The organism is Leucobacter holotrichiae (assembly GCF_055791005.1).
The window spans coordinates 224085-244174 of record NZ_JBVUAC010000001.1; the positions used below are offsets into that span (position 1 = coordinate 224085).

17 protein-coding genes and 1 tRNA gene are annotated in these 20090 nt (G+C 65.9%); 14 read left to right on the forward strand and 4 right to left on the reverse strand.

The window, feature by feature from the left end; translation table 11 throughout:
* Positions 1-3: 3 nt before the first annotated feature.
* Positions 4-651 carry an MBL fold metallo-hydrolase gene (locus tag AC0KXF_RS01070; protein ID WP_473107439.1) on the forward strand — a complete coding sequence of 216 codons (648 nt, stop codon included), beginning with the start codon at positions 4-6 and terminating at the stop codon, positions 649-651.
* Complete coding sequence (locus AC0KXF_RS01075) at positions 648-1889, forward strand: MFS transporter (RefSeq protein ID WP_473107440.1); 1242 nt, start codon at positions 648-650, stop codon at positions 1887-1889. Before AC0KXF_RS01070 ends, AC0KXF_RS01075 begins: the two co-directional genes overlap by 4 nt.
* A gap of 13 nt (positions 1890-1902) precedes the next feature.
* On the opposite strand, the gene AC0KXF_RS01080 is transcribed toward AC0KXF_RS01075, so the two are convergent.
* Positions 1903-2409 (reverse strand): flavin reductase family protein, encoded by a 507-nt coding sequence (locus tag AC0KXF_RS01080; protein WP_473107441.1) that lies wholly within the window; start codon positions 2407-2409, stop codon positions 1903-1905.
* A gap of 163 nt (positions 2410-2572) precedes the next feature.
* Here AC0KXF_RS01080 and AC0KXF_RS01085 point away from each other — a divergent pair, with 163 nt between their 5' ends.
* Positions 2573-3064, forward strand: a complete 492-nt coding sequence (locus AC0KXF_RS01085; protein WP_473107442.1) for a glutathione peroxidase — start codon at positions 2573-2575, stop codon at positions 3062-3064.
* A 302-nt stretch (positions 3065-3366) separates the two neighbouring features.
* Positions 3367-3918 (forward strand): CGNR zinc finger domain-containing protein, encoded by a 552-nt coding sequence (locus AC0KXF_RS01090; protein ID WP_473107443.1) that lies wholly within the window; start codon positions 3367-3369, stop codon positions 3916-3918.
* A gap of 91 nt (positions 3919-4009) precedes the next feature.
* On the opposite strand, the gene AC0KXF_RS01095 is transcribed toward AC0KXF_RS01090, so the two are convergent.
* Complete coding sequence (locus AC0KXF_RS01095) at positions 4010-5440, reverse strand: helix-turn-helix domain-containing protein (protein WP_473107444.1); 1431 nt, start codon at positions 5438-5440, stop codon at positions 4010-4012.
* A gap of 320 nt (positions 5441-5760) precedes the next feature.
* Between AC0KXF_RS01095 and AC0KXF_RS01100 the strand changes: the two genes are divergently transcribed.
* From AC0KXF_RS01100 to AC0KXF_RS01130, 7 genes are all read left to right on the forward strand, one after another.
* Positions 5761-6582 carry a siderophore-interacting protein gene (locus AC0KXF_RS01100; protein ID WP_473107445.1) on the forward strand — a complete coding sequence of 274 codons (822 nt, stop codon included), beginning with the start codon at positions 5761-5763 and terminating at the stop codon, positions 6580-6582.
* A gap of 100 nt (positions 6583-6682) precedes the next feature.
* On the forward strand, positions 6683-7753 hold the full coding sequence (locus AC0KXF_RS01105) for an ABC transporter substrate-binding protein (RefSeq protein ID WP_473107446.1): 1071 nt from the start codon (positions 6683-6685) through the stop codon (positions 7751-7753).
* A gap of 68 nt (positions 7754-7821) precedes the next feature.
* Positions 7822-8874 carry a FecCD family ABC transporter permease gene (locus AC0KXF_RS01110; protein WP_473107447.1) on the forward strand — a complete coding sequence of 351 codons (1053 nt, stop codon included), beginning with the start codon at positions 7822-7824 and terminating at the stop codon, positions 8872-8874.
* Positions 8871-9950, forward strand: coding sequence for a FecCD family ABC transporter permease (locus AC0KXF_RS01115; protein WP_473110043.1), 1080 nt, complete (start codon positions 8871-8873; stop codon positions 9948-9950). Before AC0KXF_RS01110 ends, AC0KXF_RS01115 begins: the two co-directional genes overlap by 4 nt.
* Complete coding sequence (locus tag AC0KXF_RS01120; protein ID WP_473107448.1) at positions 9947-10798, forward strand: ABC transporter ATP-binding protein; 852 nt, start codon at positions 9947-9949, stop codon at positions 10796-10798. Before AC0KXF_RS01115 ends, AC0KXF_RS01120 begins: the two co-directional genes overlap by 4 nt.
* Positions 10795-12384, forward strand: a complete 1590-nt coding sequence (locus tag AC0KXF_RS01125; protein WP_473107449.1) for an ATP-binding cassette domain-containing protein — start codon at positions 10795-10797, stop codon at positions 12382-12384. The genes AC0KXF_RS01120 and AC0KXF_RS01125 overlap by 4 nt, the downstream gene beginning before the upstream one ends.
* Entirely contained in the window at positions 12381-13988 is a 1608-nt protein-coding gene (locus AC0KXF_RS01130) for an ABC transporter ATP-binding protein (RefSeq protein ID WP_473107450.1), read from the forward strand. The genes AC0KXF_RS01125 and AC0KXF_RS01130 overlap by 4 nt, the downstream gene beginning before the upstream one ends.
* Before the next feature lie 222 nt (positions 13989-14210).
* Here the strand turns inward: AC0KXF_RS01130 and AC0KXF_RS01135 are convergent.
* Together AC0KXF_RS01135 and AC0KXF_RS01140 are read right to left on the reverse strand one after the other, a co-directional pair.
* Positions 14211-14284, reverse strand: a tRNA-Val gene (locus tag AC0KXF_RS01135).
* Between the two features lie 89 nt (positions 14285-14373).
* The gene (locus AC0KXF_RS01140; protein ID WP_473107451.1) at positions 14374-14835 is read right to left on the reverse strand and encodes a peroxiredoxin; all 462 of its coding nucleotides are present in this window, start codon (positions 14833-14835) and stop codon (positions 14374-14376) included.
* Positions 14836-15108: 273 nt separating this feature from the next.
* Here AC0KXF_RS01140 and aceE point away from each other — a divergent pair, with 273 nt between their 5' ends.
* The 3 genes from aceE (at position 15109) to AC0KXF_RS01155 (ending at position 20084) form a co-directional block, all read left to right on the forward strand.
* A complete protein-coding gene (gene aceE, locus AC0KXF_RS01145) occupies positions 15109-17835 on the forward strand; it encodes a pyruvate dehydrogenase (acetyl-transferring), homodimeric type (protein WP_473107452.1) in 2727 nt (908 codons plus the stop codon).
* A gap of 14 nt (positions 17836-17849) precedes the next feature.
* Positions 17850-19046 carry a PucR family transcriptional regulator gene (locus AC0KXF_RS01150; protein WP_473107453.1) on the forward strand — a complete coding sequence of 399 codons (1197 nt, stop codon included), beginning with the start codon at positions 17850-17852 and terminating at the stop codon, positions 19044-19046.
* Positions 19047-19157: 111 nt separating this feature from the next.
* Complete coding sequence (locus tag AC0KXF_RS01155) at positions 19158-20084, forward strand: ACP S-malonyltransferase (protein WP_473107454.1); 927 nt, start codon at positions 19158-19160, stop codon at positions 20082-20084.
* Positions 20085-20090 lie beyond the last annotated feature (6 nt).

Genomic DNA, 20090 nt, shown 5'->3' on the forward strand with positions numbered 1-20090 from the left:
ATCATGTCGGAAGCACGGATCGACCGGGTGGTGACCCGCGGCCTGGTCGGCGCGGGTCGCCCCGGGTACCCCGCGGAGGGGGTCGAGCTCGAGAACAACATCTGGATCGTCGGCGACGATGAGCAGGCACTGGTGATCGACGCCTCGCACGACGCCGAAGCGATCGTGAGCGGGGTGGGCGATCGCGAGACCCTGGGGATCCTGCTCACCCACGGGCACGAGGATCACGTGAACGCCGCGGTGGAGGCCGCGCGGATGCTCGACACTCACGTGTACCTGCACCCAGCGGACCTCTTCCTCTGGCGGGACACCCACGGTGAGACGCTCCCCGACTTCGAACTCGCCGATGGAGCCGACTTCCTCGTGGCGGGCGTCGAGATCGCCGTCGCGCACACGCCGGGCCACACGCCCGGATCGGTCTGCTTCATCGCGCCGGCGCTCGGCACGGTCTTCTCCGGGGACACCCTGTTTCAGGGCGGCCCCGGGGCGACCAGGTGGGACTACTCGAGCTTCGAGCAGATCGTCGAGTCGATCCGCACGCGGCTCTTCACCCTGCCGGAGGAGACGGTCGCGCGCCCCGGGCACGGTGAGCGCACGACGGTGGCGGCGGAGATGCCGGATCTCGACGCCTGGCTCGCACGCGGCTGGTGAGCGTCCCCTCCCTCTCCCCGCTCCGCCGCGCCGTCGCGCTCTTCGCGCTCGCGTTCGGCGGTTTCGGCATCGGCGTGACCGAGTTCGCCACGATGGGGCTGCTGCCCGACATCGCGAGCGACCTGATCCCGGGCTTCGACCAGGAGCCCGACCGGATGATCGCTCAGGCCGGCATGCTGATCACGGCCTACGCGCTCGGCGTGGTGGTCGGCGCTCCCACCTTCGCGGTGCTGGCGGCGCGCATGTCGCAGACGCGGCTCGTGTTCTGGCTGCTGGGCCTCTTCATCGTCGGCACCGTGGCGTCCGCCTGCATGCCGAGCTTCGGGTCACTCGCGCTTTTCCGGTTCATCGCGGCCCTGCCGCACGGCGCCTACTTCGGCGTGGTATCGCTGCTCGCCGCCCGCATCATGGGGCCGGGCAATCAGGGCCGCGGGATCGCGCTCGCCCTCTCGGGCCTCACCATCGCCAATGTGGTGGGCGTGCCGCTCGCGACCTGGATGGGTCAGCTGTTCGGATGGCGCTCCGCCTACGCGCTCGTCGCGCTGATCTTCGCGACGACCCTGGTGCTCTCGTTCGCCGCTCTGCCGCGCTACCCGGGAAATCCGGAGCGCAGCCCGATGCGCGAGCTCTCTGCGCTGCGCAATCCCCGAATCTGGGTGATGATCGCGGTCGGTTCGGTGGGCTTCGGCGGGTTCTTCGCGGTCTACTCCTACATCGCCGAGGTCACCACACGCGAGACCGGCTTCGCTCCGAGCACTGTGCCATGGGTGCTCGCCTGCCTCGGGATCGGCATGACGATCGGCAACGTGCTGGGCGGGTGGGCCACCGACCGCAGCCCCCGCCGCACGGTCACCTGGGGCTTCGGCGCTTTCATCGTCGCGCTCGTGCTCTACACCCAGTTCGCCTGGCATCCGGTCGGGCTCTTCGTCTGCGTGTTCATGCTCGGTGTCACCTCGTCGCTGCTGATCCCCTCGATCCAGTCCCGCCTGGTCCGCATCTCGGACGAGGCCGCGCTGCTCGGCGCCGCGATCAACCACGCCGCGTTCAACGTCGGCAACAGTCTCGGTGCCTGGTTGGGCGGCGTGGTGATCGCGGCCGGCCTCGGCTACCTGGCGCCCGGCTGGGTCGGCGTGGTGCTGGCCGCGGTCGGCCTGAGCCTCGTGCTGCTCAGCAACTCGGTGGAGCGTCGCGACAAGGCCAAGGGCCTCAACACGGTCGGCATCTCGGTCGTGGAGTAGCGCGGGCGGCCCCCTATTCCACGGGCGCGAGCGTGCGGAACGCGCGGTCGAGATACACCATCGGATCCGCCGACTCGCCGAACACGGCGTCGAGCACCTCGGCGACCACGACGACCGAGGCTCCGACGCCGAGCGAGTGCAGGGTGCGGCAGCGCAGTGCGACGCGCGTGCTCGGCAGATGCGGCTCGCCGGTGGGCAGCGTCGTCCAGCCCTGCTCGGGTGTGAAGCGCTCGGAGCCGGAGACCGCGAAGGCGGCGCCGATCGCCGCGTGCCGCGCATCGAGCAGGTGCACGAGATACGTGTCGGCTGCGAGGATGCCGCCGGCGCTGCCCGTCGCGCGGGTGACCGAGAATGAGAGCGCTGCGGGATCGATCCCGACCGATGCGACGCTCGATGCCGTGAGACCGACGGGGCCCTCGGGAGTCTGCGCCGTGATGAGGGCGACGCCCGCGGGGTGCTCGCGGAAGGCGCTCTTGAGCGCTGCGGCCCCGATGTGCTCGGCCTGCGGATCGGTGGTCATTCCGGTGGTCCTCCTTTGTCTCGGCGGCCGCGGGTGCGACCGCATGCTCGGACGGAGTCCTCAACACGGGGCGATCCCGAATCATTCCGTGGGACGATACCCCTCGTGCCTCGACGGCCTCGAGGCGCCGGCATGATGAGCGTAGCGGGCGTAGGCTGGATGTATGGACATCCGCGACGTACCCCTGACCACGATCGACGGCGAACCCACCTCGCTCGCGGAGTACGCGGATCGTGCCGTGCTCGTCGTGAACGTCGCGTCGCGCTGCGGGCTGACGCCCCAGTACGCCAAACTCGAGGAGCTGCAGCGGCGGTACGCGGATCGCGGCTTCACGGTCCTCGGGTTCCCGTGCAACCAGTTCCTGAATCAGGAACCCGGCACGGCCGACGAGATCAAGACCTTCTGCTCGACGAGCTACGGGGTGACCTTCCCGCTCATGGAGAAGGTGCGGGTGAACGGGCGGAACAAGCACCCGCTCTACGCGTTGCTGCACGAGGTGCCCGATGACGACGGGAAGCGCGGGCGGGTCAAGTGGAATTTCGAGAAGTTCCTGGTCGCCCCCGACGGGGCGGTGCGGCGGTTCCGGCCGCAGGTCGAGCCAGACGACCCCGGCATCATCGCGGCGATCGAGGCTGCGATGCCACGGTCGGCGTGATGCGCTGAGGTTTCCCGCCGAAAGGCTGGTTTCGCATGAGAAGCGCGGGCCATGCAGGCGAACCCCCTCTCGAGGGTCAGAGCTCTGCCGTGATGCCCGCGGGCGGCTCGTCGGGCCGCTCCTGGATATCGACTCTTCTGACGCCGCACGCGCTGCAGCGCACATACAGCACGCAGCCCATCGATGTCGCGTGTCGAGACTCTTTCCGCCAGCCGTGTTCGTGAGGCCGGGGCACTGACGCGATTCGTCGTTCAGGATGGCTTGTCGTGTTGAACATGCTCCCACTGTGATGTAATGCCCTTATGCATCTCAACCCTTACGGCGAATACGCCGTGCTCCTGGCCGCATCGCTTGCCAACGATTGGCCCGACGACCGTGAGGGCATCGTGGTCCGAGCGCGCGAGGTGGGCATGACCGTGGAGTTCCCCGAGGAGCCCGGCGACCATCGGCGCGTGCGCCGGGTCATCGACGACTGGCTGACCGTCGTCGACGCCCCTGATCCCCGCAGCCGCGCCCGCATCCTCAACGACCACATGGCCCGGGCAGCCGCCTACCCGCGTCTCACCGACCACCACGACGAGGGGTGGCACCTCCACTACCGCGACGACGACGCGACCTCGCTCCCCCAAGTGCTCTTCGCCGTCATCAGCGTGGGCACCGCCCTGCACCTGACGACCCGCGGCATGCACCGACTCGCGCGCTGCGCTGCGGGCGAGGATCCCGGGGACCCCTGCGAGGCAGTGGTCGTCGATGTGACCCGCAACGGGCGGCAGCGCTACTGCTCGGTACGCTGCGCGAATCGCGCCGCGGTGCGGCGGCACAGAGCGCGTGCCGTCGACGGTCGAGGCGCCTGAGCGCAGCATGCAGGTTCTATCGCCGCCGGTTCGCACGCCGGTCACGACCCTGATCGGCACCGTCATGCCTGGTAGGTGTGCACGCCACGAGCTATCGGACGATCAGAGGCTCCTTGGTGTGTTGCCATCCGCGCTGTTGATAGTCGCGTGGTGACATGCCATGCGATCGGGTGAAAACTGCTGCGAATGCTGACCGGTGGGCGTAACCGAGCTTCCGGGATACTTGGGCGACACCCATTCCCTCCTCGAGGTACTGGCGCGCCACAGTCATGCGAACCTCTGATCTCCACACGGTGTAGGTCTGACCCGTGGCTGCGAGGAAGTCGCGCCCGAGCGCGGGTGTGCTGGAGTCGAGTTCTTCTGCCCACAGGCTGAGGGTTCGTCTATCCGCAGGGTTGTGACGCACCGTGTTGATGATCTTCTGGACGGCTGTTGTTCCTGACAGGGCGTGGGCGGTTTCGGATCGAGCGAGCGAGGCGCGTTGGAGAAACAGGCGCGTGATTCGATTCGGGTCGTGCTCTTCGGGGCGAAGAAGCGTGTAATTCGAAATGAGGGCGTGCAGTAGGTACGGCTCGGCAGCGTCGGGGAACCGTTGGACGAGTTTGGAGGGCAACTCTATGGCCGGGGAACTGTGACGAGATCCGAGGGGAAGGATCAGCGAGCCGCGTGGAAGCGTGATGCTGTTGCGGACGCCTGCGGGAAGCCAGATGGCGTCTCCGCGTGTCAGCCGTCGTGTGTGATCGCCGACTGTTACGCGTGCCGAGCCTCGATAGACCCATACGAGGACGTGGAAGTCATTGATGCGGTTCCACGTCTGCGCTGCGGGGATCGGCGGCGGCGATGCTTCCACTTGCTCCGTCTGCGGTTGTCGTTGAGACAGTATCTGCTTCCCGAAACTCATGAGGGTGCTTTGGTCGTGATGGGCATGCGGTGCCCGTTTCATCTTGTATTGGCGGGGCGTCATACCGGTTCTGGCACGGAACGCTTTGGTGAATCCGGCGGGAGTTGAGAACCCGACCTGCCGCGCTGCCTCGCCGACTTCATGACCGCTGTCTAAGAGTGTTGCGGCAGCGGCTACGCGAACGGCTGTGCGCCATCGTGCAAATGGGAGGCCTGTCTCTTCGGTGAACTGTTGCTGCAGGGTGCGGATCCCGAGGGCGACTGAGCGTGCGTGTTCGGCTGTATCACTGGGGTCGCCAGGTCGCTGGAGCAGAGAATGTGCAATCGCGGAGGCTTCAGGCGACGAGGGCATCGGTGGCAGCGGTACGGACTGAGTCTCCGCGACCTGGGGGGCATGGTGAGAACCGGCGACAAGGTCGAGCAGGCTGGCGTCCGAGGTCGCGCCCCGGAGATAGCCTATGCTCCGTGCGAACTGGTAGACCAGCCACTCAGACCAGTCCTGATCGAGTTCGATGCGCAACGGGCGGCCGGGGTTCGGAGAGCTGCTTTCTGTAGCCGGAAAGATAGGAAAAGCGACTGAGGCAGCGTTGACTTTTACGGTGAAAGAGATGCCCGCTGGCATCCATACTCCTTGCCCCGCACGGAGTCGGTACTCCTGGGCTGTAGCTCGTACCACGGCAGATCCGGTATGCACCCAGATGAGCGATGGCTCGCGAGCGTTGCGCACCGACAGTGTTCGGGATGCTGGGATGGGCGGGACGGACGTAGGCGTGAGCAACATCTGCACGATTCTCCCTCTGGCGCTTGTGCGCTCGTCGAGTATGCGAACTCCGCGTTCTCGGATAAATCATCTGATGCTCATAAGGGTAGCCTTACTTAGCGAACCCATGCGCTGTGAAAGCGATGGGGGTGGCCGATTCCCGCTCTGTGAGGAGAGTATCTATGAGTGCTTCCGCACGTGAACTGCGCCCGATTCCGGTGGAGCTTCGTGTGCTCAGTGTGAGTTGTGTGGCGGAAGTGACCTCGGGAATGAAGCGGATCACGCTGACCGGGAGACAGCTGGACGAGTTTGCTTCGGCTGAGGGCACGTCGCGACAGCCTTTCGCCTCGCCCGGGTTCGATGACGATATTCGATTACTCTTCCCGTACCCAGGGGAAACTGAACCTGTCCTGCCCGTGATCAAAGACGGCCGGGTGACGTTCGCCGAAGGACGACGTCCGATCGCCCGGGCCTACTCGGTGCGTCGGTACGACCCAGATGCTCGTGAGTTGGACATTGACTTCGTTCTGCACGGTCACGGCCCCGCATCGGATTGGGCCAGGCAGGCTCAGCCGGGTGATCTCATGCATATCGTAGGCCCCGGCAAGACCCAGAGTCCTCCCAGCGGACAGGATTGGCTTCTCGTCGCCGGAGACGACACGGCGGTCCCGGCCATCGCACGTCTGCTCGAAGAGTTGCCCTCGCACGCACGTGGTCAGGTGCTCATCGACGTGGCCGAGGACGAACACTGCCAGCAGCTCCTCGCTCCGTCAGGGATCGAGATCACTTGGCTTCCTCGTAACTCGGAAACGCGACACTCGCTCCTCGACGCAGTGCGCGACGTGAGTTGGCATGACGGGACGCCATTCGTTTGGCTCGCCGGTGAACAGTCCGAAATCCAGCAGATTCGGCGCTATCTGATGCGGGAGAGAGATGTACCGAAGTCGGCCATCGACTTCACGGGCTACTGGAAGCGCGGCACGGCCGGCCTCGTCGAGCGTTAACGGGAGGTGCCGGGCGCACGAGACACCGAGCATCGGTGGGCGTATCCCTGTGGCATCGCAACTGACTCCCTCTCCTGCGGAGATACATAGAAAGGTACCCATGATCACCATTACGAGACGCTCCCGCGTCTTCACTGCAATCGGCTCGGTGCTCGCAGCAACCCTGCTGTTCGCCGGTTGCTCGGCAGTCTCCGACACCAACGAGGCAACGGAACAGCCAGGAGCGAGTGAGTCGAGCCTGATCCCCACCGCAGAAGGCCAGACCACCTACCCGTTGACTCTCGAGTCGCCCTATGGCGAGACCGTGCTCGAGGAACGCCCCGAGCGGATCGCGGCAATCGTGCCGAATGGCAGCGATACTGAGATGCTCCTTTCACTCGGAGTCACCCCGGTGCTCAACTCCAGCATGATCAGCGAGGGTGGCTATCTTGAGGCCCACGGTGCGGATGAACTCGAAACGTACGAGTATGTTCGGGGCGAAGACGTACCGATGGAAGCCATCGCCGCGGCTAAACCGGACCTCATCGTCACCGTCGGCTGGGTTCCTGGCTACGGTGAGCTCAACGACATCTACGACCGGCTCGCCAAGATTGCCCCGGTAGTGACAAGCCCGGCCTCGGATCAACGGATAATCCCCTGGCAGGACTCGATCCGTATTCTGGGCGAGACACTCGACCTCAGCGACACTGCCGAAGCGGTCATCACGGAACACGATGAGCTGTTCGCGGCCATCCGCGCTGAGCATCCCGAGTTCGAAGGGCAGACCGCTACCTGGGCGATCTACTACGGCCCCGCGAACGGTCTCCAGTACTTCTCACAGAGAGATTCTGCACCAGAACTGTTTCTGACAGACCTGGGCTTCGCACTCAACCCGAACGCCGCCGAGTTCGCTCAGGACACGACAGTCAGTGACGAGCTGATCTCAAAGATCGACGCCGACGTACTGCTCTTGGGCCAGAGCGAAGCCACGACCCCGGAGGAGATGGAGACGCACGTCACCGGTACGGAACTCTTCAAGAATCTCAGCGCTGTGCAGTCCGACAAGTTCATCCAGTTGCCCCCGAAGACGACTGACGGCGGCGACCTGCTTTGGGCGATCACCAGCGGCGGCCCGATCGGTAACGCGTGGGCAGCAGAACAGGTTGTCCCGATGATCGCTGAAATGTTCTAGCAACTGCTCTCTCGTGGGGCGCGGTTCGGAAGCGGCCGCGCCCCTCCCAGACTCACTTCAGGAGCAAGATGGTCTCTCTTGCCACCGCACCAAAGCCAACCGAACCGGCCGATACCGGAAGCTTCCTGCTCCGACGCCGACTGTCCGGCCTGATCGTGCTCGTCGCCGCACTCGCCATTGTCCTCGTCGTCAGCGTCACCTACGGCACGAACCCACTCCCGACAGGCGAGGTCTGGCGAACCGTTTTCATGCCCGATGGCAGCGAGGCCTCCTCGATCGTGTGGTCGCTGCGGATGCCGCGAACACTGGTCGGTATCGTGGCGGGCGCTGCGTTCGGGCTGGCCGGGGCACTCATTCAGGCGATCACGCGCAACCCGCTGGCCGACCCCGGAATCCTTGGCGTCAATGCTGGTGCCGGGTGTGCAATCACGGTCGGCGTCGGCGCGTTCGGTGTGACTGGGATCGCTGGCTACGTCTGGTTCTCCTTTGCGGGAGCCGTCGTCGCAACAGTTCTCGTGTACCTGATTGGTGCCTCGGGACGCAGAGCGGTTTCCCCAGTCTCCCTCGTGCTCGCTGGCATCGCGCTCGCCGCCGTACTCACCGCGTTCTCAACGTTCCTGCAGCTCATCGACGAGGAAACTTTCCGTTCGTTCCGGAACTGGAGCCTTGGTTCGCTCGCTCGCGTGCCTGTATCAGACACCCTGACGGTGCTCCCGCTGATAGCGCTGGGACTCGTATTTGCACTGCTCATCGCGGGCTCTCTGAACGCTGTTGCACTGGGCGACGATCAGGCAGCGTCACTCGGTGCGAACGTGATGCGTACTCGAACGATAGGGCTTGTCGCGGTCACGCTCCTGGCCGGTGGAGCTACCGCACTGACCGGAGGAATCGCGTTCGTCGGGCTGGCGGTGCCGCACTTGGTTCGCTGGTTCACCGGCCCCGACCAACGATGGATCATCGCCTACACCGCACTCGCCTCGCCCGCACTGGTGCTCGGCGCGGACGTCCTGGGACGAGTGATCGCACGGCCCGGCGAGATCGAAGCCGGCGTCATGACCGCGGTGATCGGTGCCCCCGTGCTCATCGCGCTCGTTCGGCGCAGAAAGGCATCCGGCCTATGAACACTCAGACCAAACCGGCTACCGAAGTCGACTTCGGATACCGATCGCACGGCGTCCGGCTCGGCGCATTCGCTGCACTCCGCTGGAGCGCCCGAAGCGCGGCCATCAACATCATGCTCGTTCTTGTCGCCGTGAGCGTTGCCATACTCGCGCTCGGGTTCGGCGATTTCCCGCTTAATCCCGTGGAGGTCGTGCAGGCATTGCTCGGGCAGGGCGACGAGTTCCAGAGAATGATCGTCGTCGACTGGCGACTTCCCGTTGCGATCGCCGCAATACTGTTCGGCGCGTTGCTCGGGATCGGCGGAGCAATCTTCCAATCCTTGACGCGCAACCCTCTCGGGTCTCCCGACGTCATCGGCTTCGACGCCGGAGCATACACCGCTGTCGTAGTCACGGTGCTCGTCCTCGGAACGAAGCACTACTGGGGCGTCGCCACCGCCGCACTCATCGGTGGCCTCGCCACCGCTGCGATCGTGTATCTCCTGGCGTACCGTCGAGGAGTCCAAGGCTTCCGTCTGATCATCATCGGCATCGCGGTTTCGGCGATGCTCGGATCAGTCAACATCTACCTCGTCACCCGAGCAGAAATCACCGACGCGATGAGCGTTGGCTTCTGGGCGGCAGGCTCCCTGAGTCGAGTCGGCTGGGAGGGCATGACTCCGGCGTCGATCGGCGGTGTCATCATCGTCGTGTCGGTGATGCTCCTCTCGCCAGCACTGCGGCAACTGGAACTCGGGGATGACGCGGCCCTGGCACAAGGACTTCAAGCGAACCGGAGTCGTCTAGCGCTGCTCGTCGCTGGCGTGGCGGCCACTGCATTGGTGACCGCTGCTGCCGGGCCGATCGGGTTCGTAGCACTCTCAGCTCCGCAACTCGCACGGCGTCTCACCCGTACGCCTGGGGTCACGGTGGGTTCTGCCGCCTGCATGGGGGCGGCTCTGCTCGCATGCGCGCACACGCTCTCGCTGCTCATCTCCGAAGCGTACCGCCCGATTCCGGTCGGTCTGATCACCGTCTGCCTCGGCGGTCTCTACCTGATCTGGCTCCTCATTCGAGAAACGAGACGAAGCATATGACCCAGACCGAAATGCTCAACAGCCGCGGCGAGGACACCAAGGCCCGCCTCCAAGCGGAAGAACTGACACTTGCCTACGACAAACGCACGGTCGTTACGGATCTCTCCGTAGCGATACCCGCTGGATCGTTCACGGCCATCATCGGCCCGAACGCTTGCGGAAAATCCACGATGCTTCGTGGACTATCGCGACTCCTGAAACCGGAATCGGGGCAGATCATTCTCGATGGCCGGAGCATTCACGAGTACCCGGTCAAGGAGGTTGCCAGACGTCTGGGATTGCTCCCGCAGTCCTCGATCGCTCCCGACGGTATCCGTGTAGCCGACCTCGTCTCTCGAGGCAGGTACCCCTATCAGCGTCTGATTCGGCAGTGGACAGGTGCGGATGAAGCCGCCGTCGCTGAGGCTATGGACGCCACCGGTGTGCGAGAGCTCTCCGGGAGGCTGGTCGACGAACTCTCAGGTGGACAGCGTCAGCGGGTCTGGGTAGCGATGGCGCTTGCCCAGCAGACCGACATACTGCTGCTGGACGAACCCACCACGTTTCTCGACCTCGCCCATCAAATCGAGCTGCTCGAACTGTTCACAGATCTCCACCGCGCCGGTCGCACACTCGTAGCTGTGTTGCACGATCTCAATCAGGCAGCACGGTACGCGTCGCACATCATCGCGATGCGCGACGGTGCGATCGTCGCGGAAGGAGTCCCCGCGGAGGTCATCACCGAGGAACTGATTGAGCAGGCGTTCGATCTCCCATGCCGCGTGCTTCCAGATCCCGTCGTTGGCACGCCCCAGGTCGTGCCGCTCGGTCGAGACCGTAGGGCAAGTAAGGAAGGAATCTCCTCATGAAGCCAGACTTCGCAACCTCACCTGTCGCGGACGCTCTCCGCCCTGCCCTGGCCATTCTGGTCGTCTCAACAGTCACGGCGGCGGTCGGTGGGCTTGTGACGCTCGGCGCGCTGTGGTTCACTGTGCGGGTTGTCGCCGAAGCAACTTTGGCGAACGTGGGCAGGGCGAGCGCCTGCTGGATCATCGGTGCGCTGCTCCTATCGGTCTCCTCATGGCTCGCTCATCATGGGGAGGCGAAGTTCTCCGCGCGGCTGCGACGCGACACCGCCCTTCATCTCGCGAAGATGCCGATGAGTGCTATCGACCGATATGGCGGGGACGCGCTGCGTCGTCTGGTATCCGAAGACGTCGCCGCGCTGCATCACACCGTCGCGCATCTTCCCGCCGAGATCGCCACACTCGCGGTCGTCCCGGTCGCCACGACGGTCCTGCTGCTGGCGACTGCCGGCCCGATGGCGCTGCTCGCCCTCATCCCCGGCCTGCTGGCGGCGGGGTACTACCTGCTCATCGTGCCGCGAACGACGGCGAAGCACGGTACTGAGACTGTTCGCGTGATGGGTGAGATCGCGACCGCCGTGGACGACTATGCACGCGGCATCCGGGTGTGCCGCATCTACAGCGCTGAGGCCGGAGCTGCCGCCGAGTACGCCGATGCCACACGCAGCTTCACCGAGAACATGGTCACCTGGGTACGACGAGTCGCGACCCCCGCAGCGATCGCAACCGCGCTACTGCAGGCCGTCACGACCTACGCCATCGCCTATACCCTCGGATACCAACAACGGCCGGAGACCCTCGCCGCGATGCTCCTGTTCGGACTCGCCGCGGTGACGCCAGCACTCCGCCTCGGACATGGTTTGGACTATGTGCGAGCCGGGCGTGCAGCAGGCGAACGTATCACTGCAGTCCTCAGCGAACCGACCATCGTCACTCCGTCAGGCGATGCTGACGCTGCTGAGCTCCAGCTCATCGGTGTGACGATCATGCAGGAAGAACGCACACTCATCAGCGCTTTCTCCCATACCTTTTCACAATCCGCGATCACCGCGATCACCGGGCCGAGCGGAACCGGCAAGACCACCTTGCTGCGTGCGATCGCCGGACTGGAAACGCCTGCGCAGGGCGCGATCCGTTACCCCCATAGGGAAACCATCCACGACCGCGCATCGTCCGGCCCCGTGCTGCTCATTCCGCAGGGCGGCGACGTGCTCTCCGGTACGATCCGCGAGAACATCGCACTCTCAGCTCCCGATGCCTCCGACCAAGAGATCGCCGCGGCGCTGCACCGGGCGCAGCTCGACCTCCCATTGGATACCGCGACCACCAATCTCTCGGGTGGAGAACGACAACGACTTGGGCTTGCACGCGCTTTTCTCACCGACGCGCCCGTAGTGCTGCTCGATGAACCCACCAGCGCCCTGGACAAGCACACGAGCGTTCGGATCATGAATGAGCTGCGCGCGCTCACTGCGGAGGAGTCTAAGACGCTCGTGATCGTCACGCACGACAACGACCTAGCCGAGAGCACAACCGCTCAGCTTGCGCTCACCGGCCAGTCGATAAGCATCTCAGGAGGTACCCGATGACGACACGACAGAGGCAGGCATTCCCCTCAGCAGCTCGCCGCCGACTCGCGCTCATCTCACTGGGCTGGCTACTCGTGGCTGCGGCTGAGGCAACCGCCTACACGGTGCTCGCAATCGCGATCGCACGACACCAGCCGCCGGCTTTCATGCTGGTGACCGCAACGGTCGCCCTCGTGATCACTGTACTGGTTTCGCGCGGCGGTTATCTCACCGGAGCACGATTGGCAGGTGACCTGTTCCAGGGCGTCGGAGCAGCATTCACACGCGCAAAGCTATCCTGGTTCACCGAGCATAATCGAGCTCTGGTCGGAGCCGTCGCTGGGCGCGCGATCCCAGCTCTGATGAGCGTCCCGGCCCATCAGCTCCAAACGTTCATTCTTTCACTGTTCCTCCCGCTCTTCCTGCTCGTGGGCATCGGTATCGTCGCGGGCGTCCTCACCATGCTGCTGGTAGCGGGGTTCCTGGTCGTTGCGTTCATCATTCAGTTTGCGGCGCAACGCGCTCTCAGCACGGCTGATGGAGGAAGAAGCGATGTGGAACAAGCTGCGGCCGAGGCGTCCCTGGAGTTCGTCGACCACCTTGAGCTGCTGCGCACGGCCGCTGGGCCGACCCGCGCCATCGAACGCCTGACTACCAGGTGGAACGCGCAAGAGGAAGCCCTCGCTCGCACCAACCTCGCATCGGGTCTCGCCACGTTCATCTCGAGCCTCGCGAGCATCATGCCGCTCGCGGGCCTCCTGATCATGCTCGCCGCAAGGGGTTCGGTCGATCCTGGCTCCTCACTGGCGCTCATCGTCCTCACCGCTCGCGTATCCGCGCCCCTGGACGCGCTCGCTCTCGCAGGAGTTTCCGTCAACGAACTGCGGACCACGATCGAGCGATACCGAGCGGTCGTGGCAGCCCCTGCACTGAGAGAGCCCGCCAGCCCCCACCAGGCGCGGGGCTACCGGATCAGCATCAATGAAGTGTCGTATGCCTCCGTTCTGAACGACGTCTCTGCCGAGATACCCGAGAACTCGACCGTGCTCATCACCGGCTCCACAGGTGCAGGCAAGAGCACGCTACTCTCGCTGCTCATGCGCTTCGACGACCCGGATGAGGGGCGCATCCAGGTCGGTGGAGTCGATCTCGCAAAGCTGCGCTACGACGACCTCGCCGAGAGGATCGGTTACGTTCCCCAAGATCCGGTCGTGTTCGAGGGAACGCTGGCCGATAACATCCGCCTGGGCGATCCGACAGCCGACGATGTCGAGATTGTCGACGCGGCAGAACGCGCCGCTCTCGGCAATGTCATCAAGCAATCGCCGCTGGGAATTCACCAACCGATGGGGCATCGCGGCGGTCTGCTGTCTGGGGGTGAACGTCAACGAGTCGCCATCGCCCGAGCACTGCTGAAGAAAGCACCGATTCTCATCCTGGATGAGGCCACATCCGCGATCGACACCACCGCCGAAGAGAGGATTGCACAGACGATCCGCGAACTTCCCTGCACCACGATCGTCGTCACCCACCGCAGCTCCGACGCGATATGGAAGCCGACGCAGAGAATTCAGCTCGATACGGGTGACGGATCAACCCGCCCCCGTGACTTAGCCGAGTCATGATGCATGCGTGTCATCAGCTTTTGTGCAGCGACAGCAGCGAGGCGACCTTGAACATCTCGACACCACGTCGAGAGGGGAATTCGGCAAAAGGAGATCCTCGACCACGCCGTCCGGCTGGAAGCCATCGACTGGGCCGAGACCCGCTCAGCCACCACAGCACAAAGCGATGTCGTAACCCGAGATCCATTTCTTCGGACTCGGGTTACAACATCGCTCGTTTCGTGCGCCCGGAGGGACTCGAACCCCCGACCCTCTCGGTGTAAACGAGATGCTCTAACCAACTGAGCTACAGGCGCGCGCCCGCGAGGCGGACCTCCCAAGCATAGGGGAAGCCGCCGCGCGGTCGCGAATCGACACCGTCACCGGTGCCGCGAATCCACTCGGATCAGGCGATCGCCTCGAGCGCTTCGCGGTAGGCCGCGAAGTCGCGCGCCTCACCGGGAGCGGTCTCGAAGGAGGCGAGCACGCGACGATCCTCGCCGATCAGGAGCGTGGCGCGGGTCGCGATACCGGCTTCCTCGACGAAGACGCCGTACTGCTTCGCCACCTCGCCGTGCGGCCAGAAGTCGGAGAGGATCGAGAATTCGTAGCCCTCCTGATCCGCCCACGCCTTCAGGGCGTAGACCGAGTCGATCGAGATGCCGAGCAGGCGTACCTTGTGATCGGCGAAGATCGACAGGTTGTCGCGCAGCTCGCAGAGCTCGCCGGTGCAGATGCCGGAGAACGCGAACGGGAAGAAGACGAGCGCGACCGGCCCCTCCGCGACCAGTTCCGACAGCGTCAGCTCCTCGCCGTGCTGATCCGAGAGCGTGAAATCGGGCGCCTGTGCGCCGACCTCGAGCACCATGGTGCCTCCTTACCGGCGCACTGGGCGCCATCGTTGTGCGGTCGATCCCACACTATCGACCCCCGCTCCGGTCGCGAATGCTCCCCGCCTTGTAATCGACCGCGAATCTTGTGCGACTAGGCCACCTTCGACAAGGGAAATGCGCGTTTCTTCGTGGAACTTCGATAGTCTGGGGTGACCCCGCGGACCGGCGGGAGTGACCGAGCATGCCGTGAGCGACTGCACCAACCCGCTTCGCGCCGCGGTACGCCGAGTGGTGATTGGAGCACAACCTTGGCTGTGAACACGCAGGATCCCTACGCGCCCGATCGTGACGATATGGATCCGCAGGAGACCGCCGAGTGGCGCGAGTCGCTCGACGCCGTGGTCGAGGAGCGTGGCGCCGGTCGCGGCCGCGAGATCATGACGAGTCTGCTCGACCGCTCGCGCCAGCTGCACCTCAACGTTCCCCAGGTGCCCACCACCGACTACGTCAACACGATCGCCTCGGCCGACGAGCCCGAGTTCCCGGGCGACCACGACGTCGAGCGCCAGTACCGCTCCTGGATCCGCTGGAACGCGGCCATGACCGTGCACCGCGCACAGCGCCCCGGCATCGGCGTCGGCGGCCACATCTCCACCTACGGCTCCGCCGCTTCGCTCTACGAGGTCGGCTTCAACCACTTCTTCCGCGGTCAGGATCACCCGGGCGGCGGTGACCAGATCTTCATCCAGGGGCACGCCTCCCCCGGCATGTACGCGCGCGCTTTCCTCGAGGGCCGCCTCAGCGAGGATCAGCTCGACGGCTTCCGCCAGGAGAAGTCCCACGCGCCGCACGGCCTGCCGAGTTATCCGCACCCGCGCCTCCTGCCCGACTTCTGGCAGTTCCCGACCGTGTCGATGGGCCTCGGCCCCATCAACGCGATCTACCAGGCGCAGCTCAACAAGTACCTCACCAACCGCGGCATCAAGGACTGCTCGGATCAGCAGGTGTGGGCCTTCCTCGGCGACGGCGAGATGGACGAGGTCGAGAGCCGCGGTCAGCTGCAGGTCGCGGCGAACGAGGGCCTCGACAACCTGAACTTCGTCATCAACTGCAACCTGCAGCGCCTCGACGGCCCGGTGCGCGGTAACGGCAAGATCATCCAGGAGCTCGAGAGCTTCTTCCGCGGCGCCGGCTGGAACGTGATCAAGGTGATCTGGGGCCGCGAGTGGGACGACCTGCTCGACCGCGATACCGAGGGCGCGCTGCTCAACGTCATGAACACGACGCCCGACGGCGACTACCAGACCTACAAGGCAGAGAACGGCGCGTTCATCCGCGACCACTTCTTCGGCAAGGACGAGCGCGCGCTGCGCCTGGTCGAGAACTACACCGACGACCAGATCTGGGCGCTGCGGCGTGGTGGCCACGACTACCGCAAGGTATACGCGGCGTACGCCGCCGCGGTCGCGCACAAGGGCCGCCCGACGGTGATCCTCGCGAAGACGGTCAAGGGCTACGGCCTCGGCCCGCACTTCGAGGGCCGCAACGCGACCCACCAGATGAAGAAGATGACGCTCGAAGACCTCAAGCTCTTCCGCGACACGATGCACATCCCCATCACGGATGCGCAGCTCGAGGCCGATCCCTACCGCCCGCCCTACTACCACCCGGGCGAGAACGACTCCACGATCCAGTACATGCACGAGCGCCGCCGCGCGCTCGGCGGGTACCTGCCGGCGCGTCGCAGCACACATACCGAGGTCGCTCTGCCCGAACCCAAGAGCTACGCCATCGCGGCGAAGGGATCGGGCACGCAGGAGGCGGCCACCACCATGGTGTTCGTGCGCATGCTCAAGGACCTCATGCGCGACAAGGGCTTCGGACAGCGCATCGTGCCGATCATTCCCGACGAGGCGCGCACCTTCGGCATGGACTCCTACTTCCCGACCTCGAAGATCTACAACCCGTACGGGCAGAACTACGTGTCGGTCGACCGCGAACTGCTGCTCGCCTACAAGGAGAGCCCCGAGGGCGTGCTGCTGCACGTCGGCATCAACGAAGCCGGCGCGACCGCGGCGTTCACCTCGGTGGGAACCTCGTACTCGACGCAGGGCGAGCCGATGATCCCGGTCTACATCTTCTACTCGATGTTCGGCTTCCAGCGCACCGGCGATGCCTTCTGGGCCGCCGGCGACCAGATGGCACGCGGATTCGTGATCGGCGCCACCGCGGGCCGCACCACGCTCACGGGCGAGGGCCTGCAGCACGCCGACGGGCACTCGCACCTGCTCGCGGCGACGAACCCCGCCGTGGTCGCCTACGACCCGGCCTACGGCTACGAAGTCGGCCACATCGTGCGATCCGGCATCGAGCGCATGTACGGCGGCACCCATCCCGATCCCAACGTCATGTACTACCTCACGGTCTACAACGAGCCGATCGTGCACCCGGCCGAGCCCGAGAACGTCGATGTCGAGGGCATCGTGCGGGGCATCCACCGCGTCAGCGAGGCCGGCGAGGGGGCGCACCGGGCTCAGATCCTGGCCTCGGGTGTGGCGGTGCCGTGGGCGATCGAGGCCCAGGAACTGCTCGCACGGGATTGGAACGTGGCAGCCGACGTCTGGAGCGTCACCAGCTGGAACGAGCTGCAGCGCGACGGCGCGGCGGCCGAGCAGCATAACTTCCGCTCCCTCGACGGCGACACCCGTGTGCCCTACCTGCAGCAGAAGCTCGAAGGCGCCGAGGGTCCAGTGGTGGCCGTCAGCGACTGGTCGCGACAGGTGCCCGAGCAGATCCGCCCCTACGTGCCGGGCGACTACTCGGTGCTGGGCGCCGACGGCTTCGGGTTCTCCGACACCCGGGCCGCGGCCCGCCGCTACTTCGGCATCGACCGCGAGTCCGTCGTTGTGAAGGTGCTGCAGCGCCTCGCCGCGCAGGGCCGCATCGACGCCGACGTGCCGCGTCGTGCAGCCGAGCAGTACCGGCTGAACGACGTGAACGCCGGTACCACCGGCGGCGCGGGCGGCGAGGCCTGATCGAGCGATCGCGCATGGATCGCACGAAAGAGCAGGAGCTCGCCTGGTTGCGAACGATCACCGGCGAGCTCTCCACGCGCACCATCACCCGACTCGACGAGACGCTGCCGTGGTACGGCAAGATGCCGCCCAGCCGGCGCTCGTCGGTCGGGCTGGTCGCGCAGACCGGGATCAGCTCGTTCATCCAGTGGTACGAGGATCCGAGTTCGACCCCGTGGATCGCCTCCGACGTGTTCGGTGCGGCCCCACGCGAGCTGCTGCGCTCGATCAGCCTGCAGGAGACCCTGCAGCTGATCCGCGTCGTGGTGTCGGTCGTCGAGGAGCGAGTGGCGCCGCGGAGCGAAGCGCTTCGCGAGGCGGTGTTGCACTACTCGCGCGACGTGGCGTTCGCGGCGGCCGACGTGTACGCGCGGGCGGCGGAGGCGCGCGGACTGTGGGACGCGCGGCTCGAGGCGCTGGTGGTCGACTCGATCCTCACCGGTGAGAGCGATGATGAACTGCCGAGCCGGATCGCGGCGCTCGGCTGGCACGGCGACGGCGAGGCCGCGGTGCTCGTGGGCACGGCGGAACGCGTCGTCGACGTGGATCAGCTGCGCCGCTCGGCGAGACACGCAGGTGCCGACGCTCTGATCGGCCTGCAGGGCTCGCGCCTCGTGTTGGTGCTCGGGCGCCTCGACGCTCAGCAGCACGGTGTCGCCCCGATCGATCCCCCGCTCAGCTTCCTCGAGATCGCCGGGCGGCTCGCCGACGGCTTCTCGGATGGTCCGCTGGTGCTCGGCCCGACGGTCGACAACCTCGTCGACGCCTCGCGGAGCGCCCGCGCTGCGCTCGCCGGCGTCGCCGTCGCACGGTCATGGCGCAACGCGCCTCGTCCGGTCGCGGCCGACGATCTGCTTCCGGAGCGGGCGCTCGCGGGCGACGGTCTCGCTCGCCGCACTCTCATCGAGCAGATCTACGAACCGCTCGCGGCTCACTCGGGAGAGCTGCTCGAGACGCTGTGGTGCTACCTCGACAACGGCCGCTCGCTCGAGGCGACGGCGCGAGAGCTGTTCGTGCACCCGAACACGGTGCGCTATCGGCTCAAGAAGGTATCCGAGGTGATCGGCTGGAATGCGACCGGGGCCCGGGAGGCTCTGATCCTGCAGTCCGCCCTCATCGCCGGCTCGATCGCGCAGAGCGGACGCCGCCCGAGTGCGGCGTCGTCGAAGTAGCTCGGCGAGGACCTATATCGGGGCGGAGATCGTGGATTCGCACAACCTTTTTCACGATTTATGGTGCGCCATATGCAGGATTCGGGCCATTGATCTGAGAAACTGGAGAGCGTGATTGTCATCGCCTGCCCTGGACAGGGCTCACAGACCCCCGGATTCCTGAACGAGTGGCTCGAGCTGCCGGGCAGCCGTGAGTTCCTCGGCGAAGCCTCGGAGCGCGCCGGAGTCGACCTCGTGGCGCACGGCACGGTGAGTGACGCGGACACCATTCGCGACACCGCGGTCGCGCAGCCGCTGATCGTCGCGGCGAGCCTGCTTGCCTGGCGTGAGCTGTCCGCCCGGACCTCGGTCGCCGATGCCGGCATCGCGGGACACTCGGTGGGAGAGTTCGCCGCGGCCGCGGCCGCGGGAGTGCTCTCCGAGCAGGACGCGCTGCGACTCGTCGGAGTGCGCGGCCGCGCCATGGCGGAGGCCGCGACGAAGGCGGAGACCGGTATGGCCGCCGTGGTCGGCGGAGTCGAGGCCGATGTGCTCGCGAAGATCGAGGCGCACGGTCTCACCCCGGCGAACCGCAACGGCGGCGGTCAGATCGTGGCGGCGGGCGCGCGCGAGTCGCTCGCCGCTCTGACCGAGGACGCCCCTCGCGGCGCACGGGTGATCCCGCTGCAGGTCGCCGGAGCCTTCCACACGGACTACATGGCGAGCGCGATCCCCGTGCTGCGCGAAGCGGCCGAGGGCGTGACCGCCTCCGCGCCGACCCACCGCCTGTGGACCAACGCCGACGGCTCGATCGTCGATGACGGGACTCGCTTCCTGGAACTGCTCGTCTCGCAGATCGCGAACCCGGTGCGCTGGGACGCCTGCATGGAGGGCTTCCAGACGGCCGGTATCTCGGGCCTCATCGAGCTGACGCCCGCGGGCGCGCTCACCGGCATCGCGAAGCGCGGACTCAAGGGTGTGCCGAGCGTCGCGATCAAGTCCCCCGCTGACCTCGACACCGCCGTGGCACTCATCACCGAGACTGCTCCGGCAGCCTGACAGTCT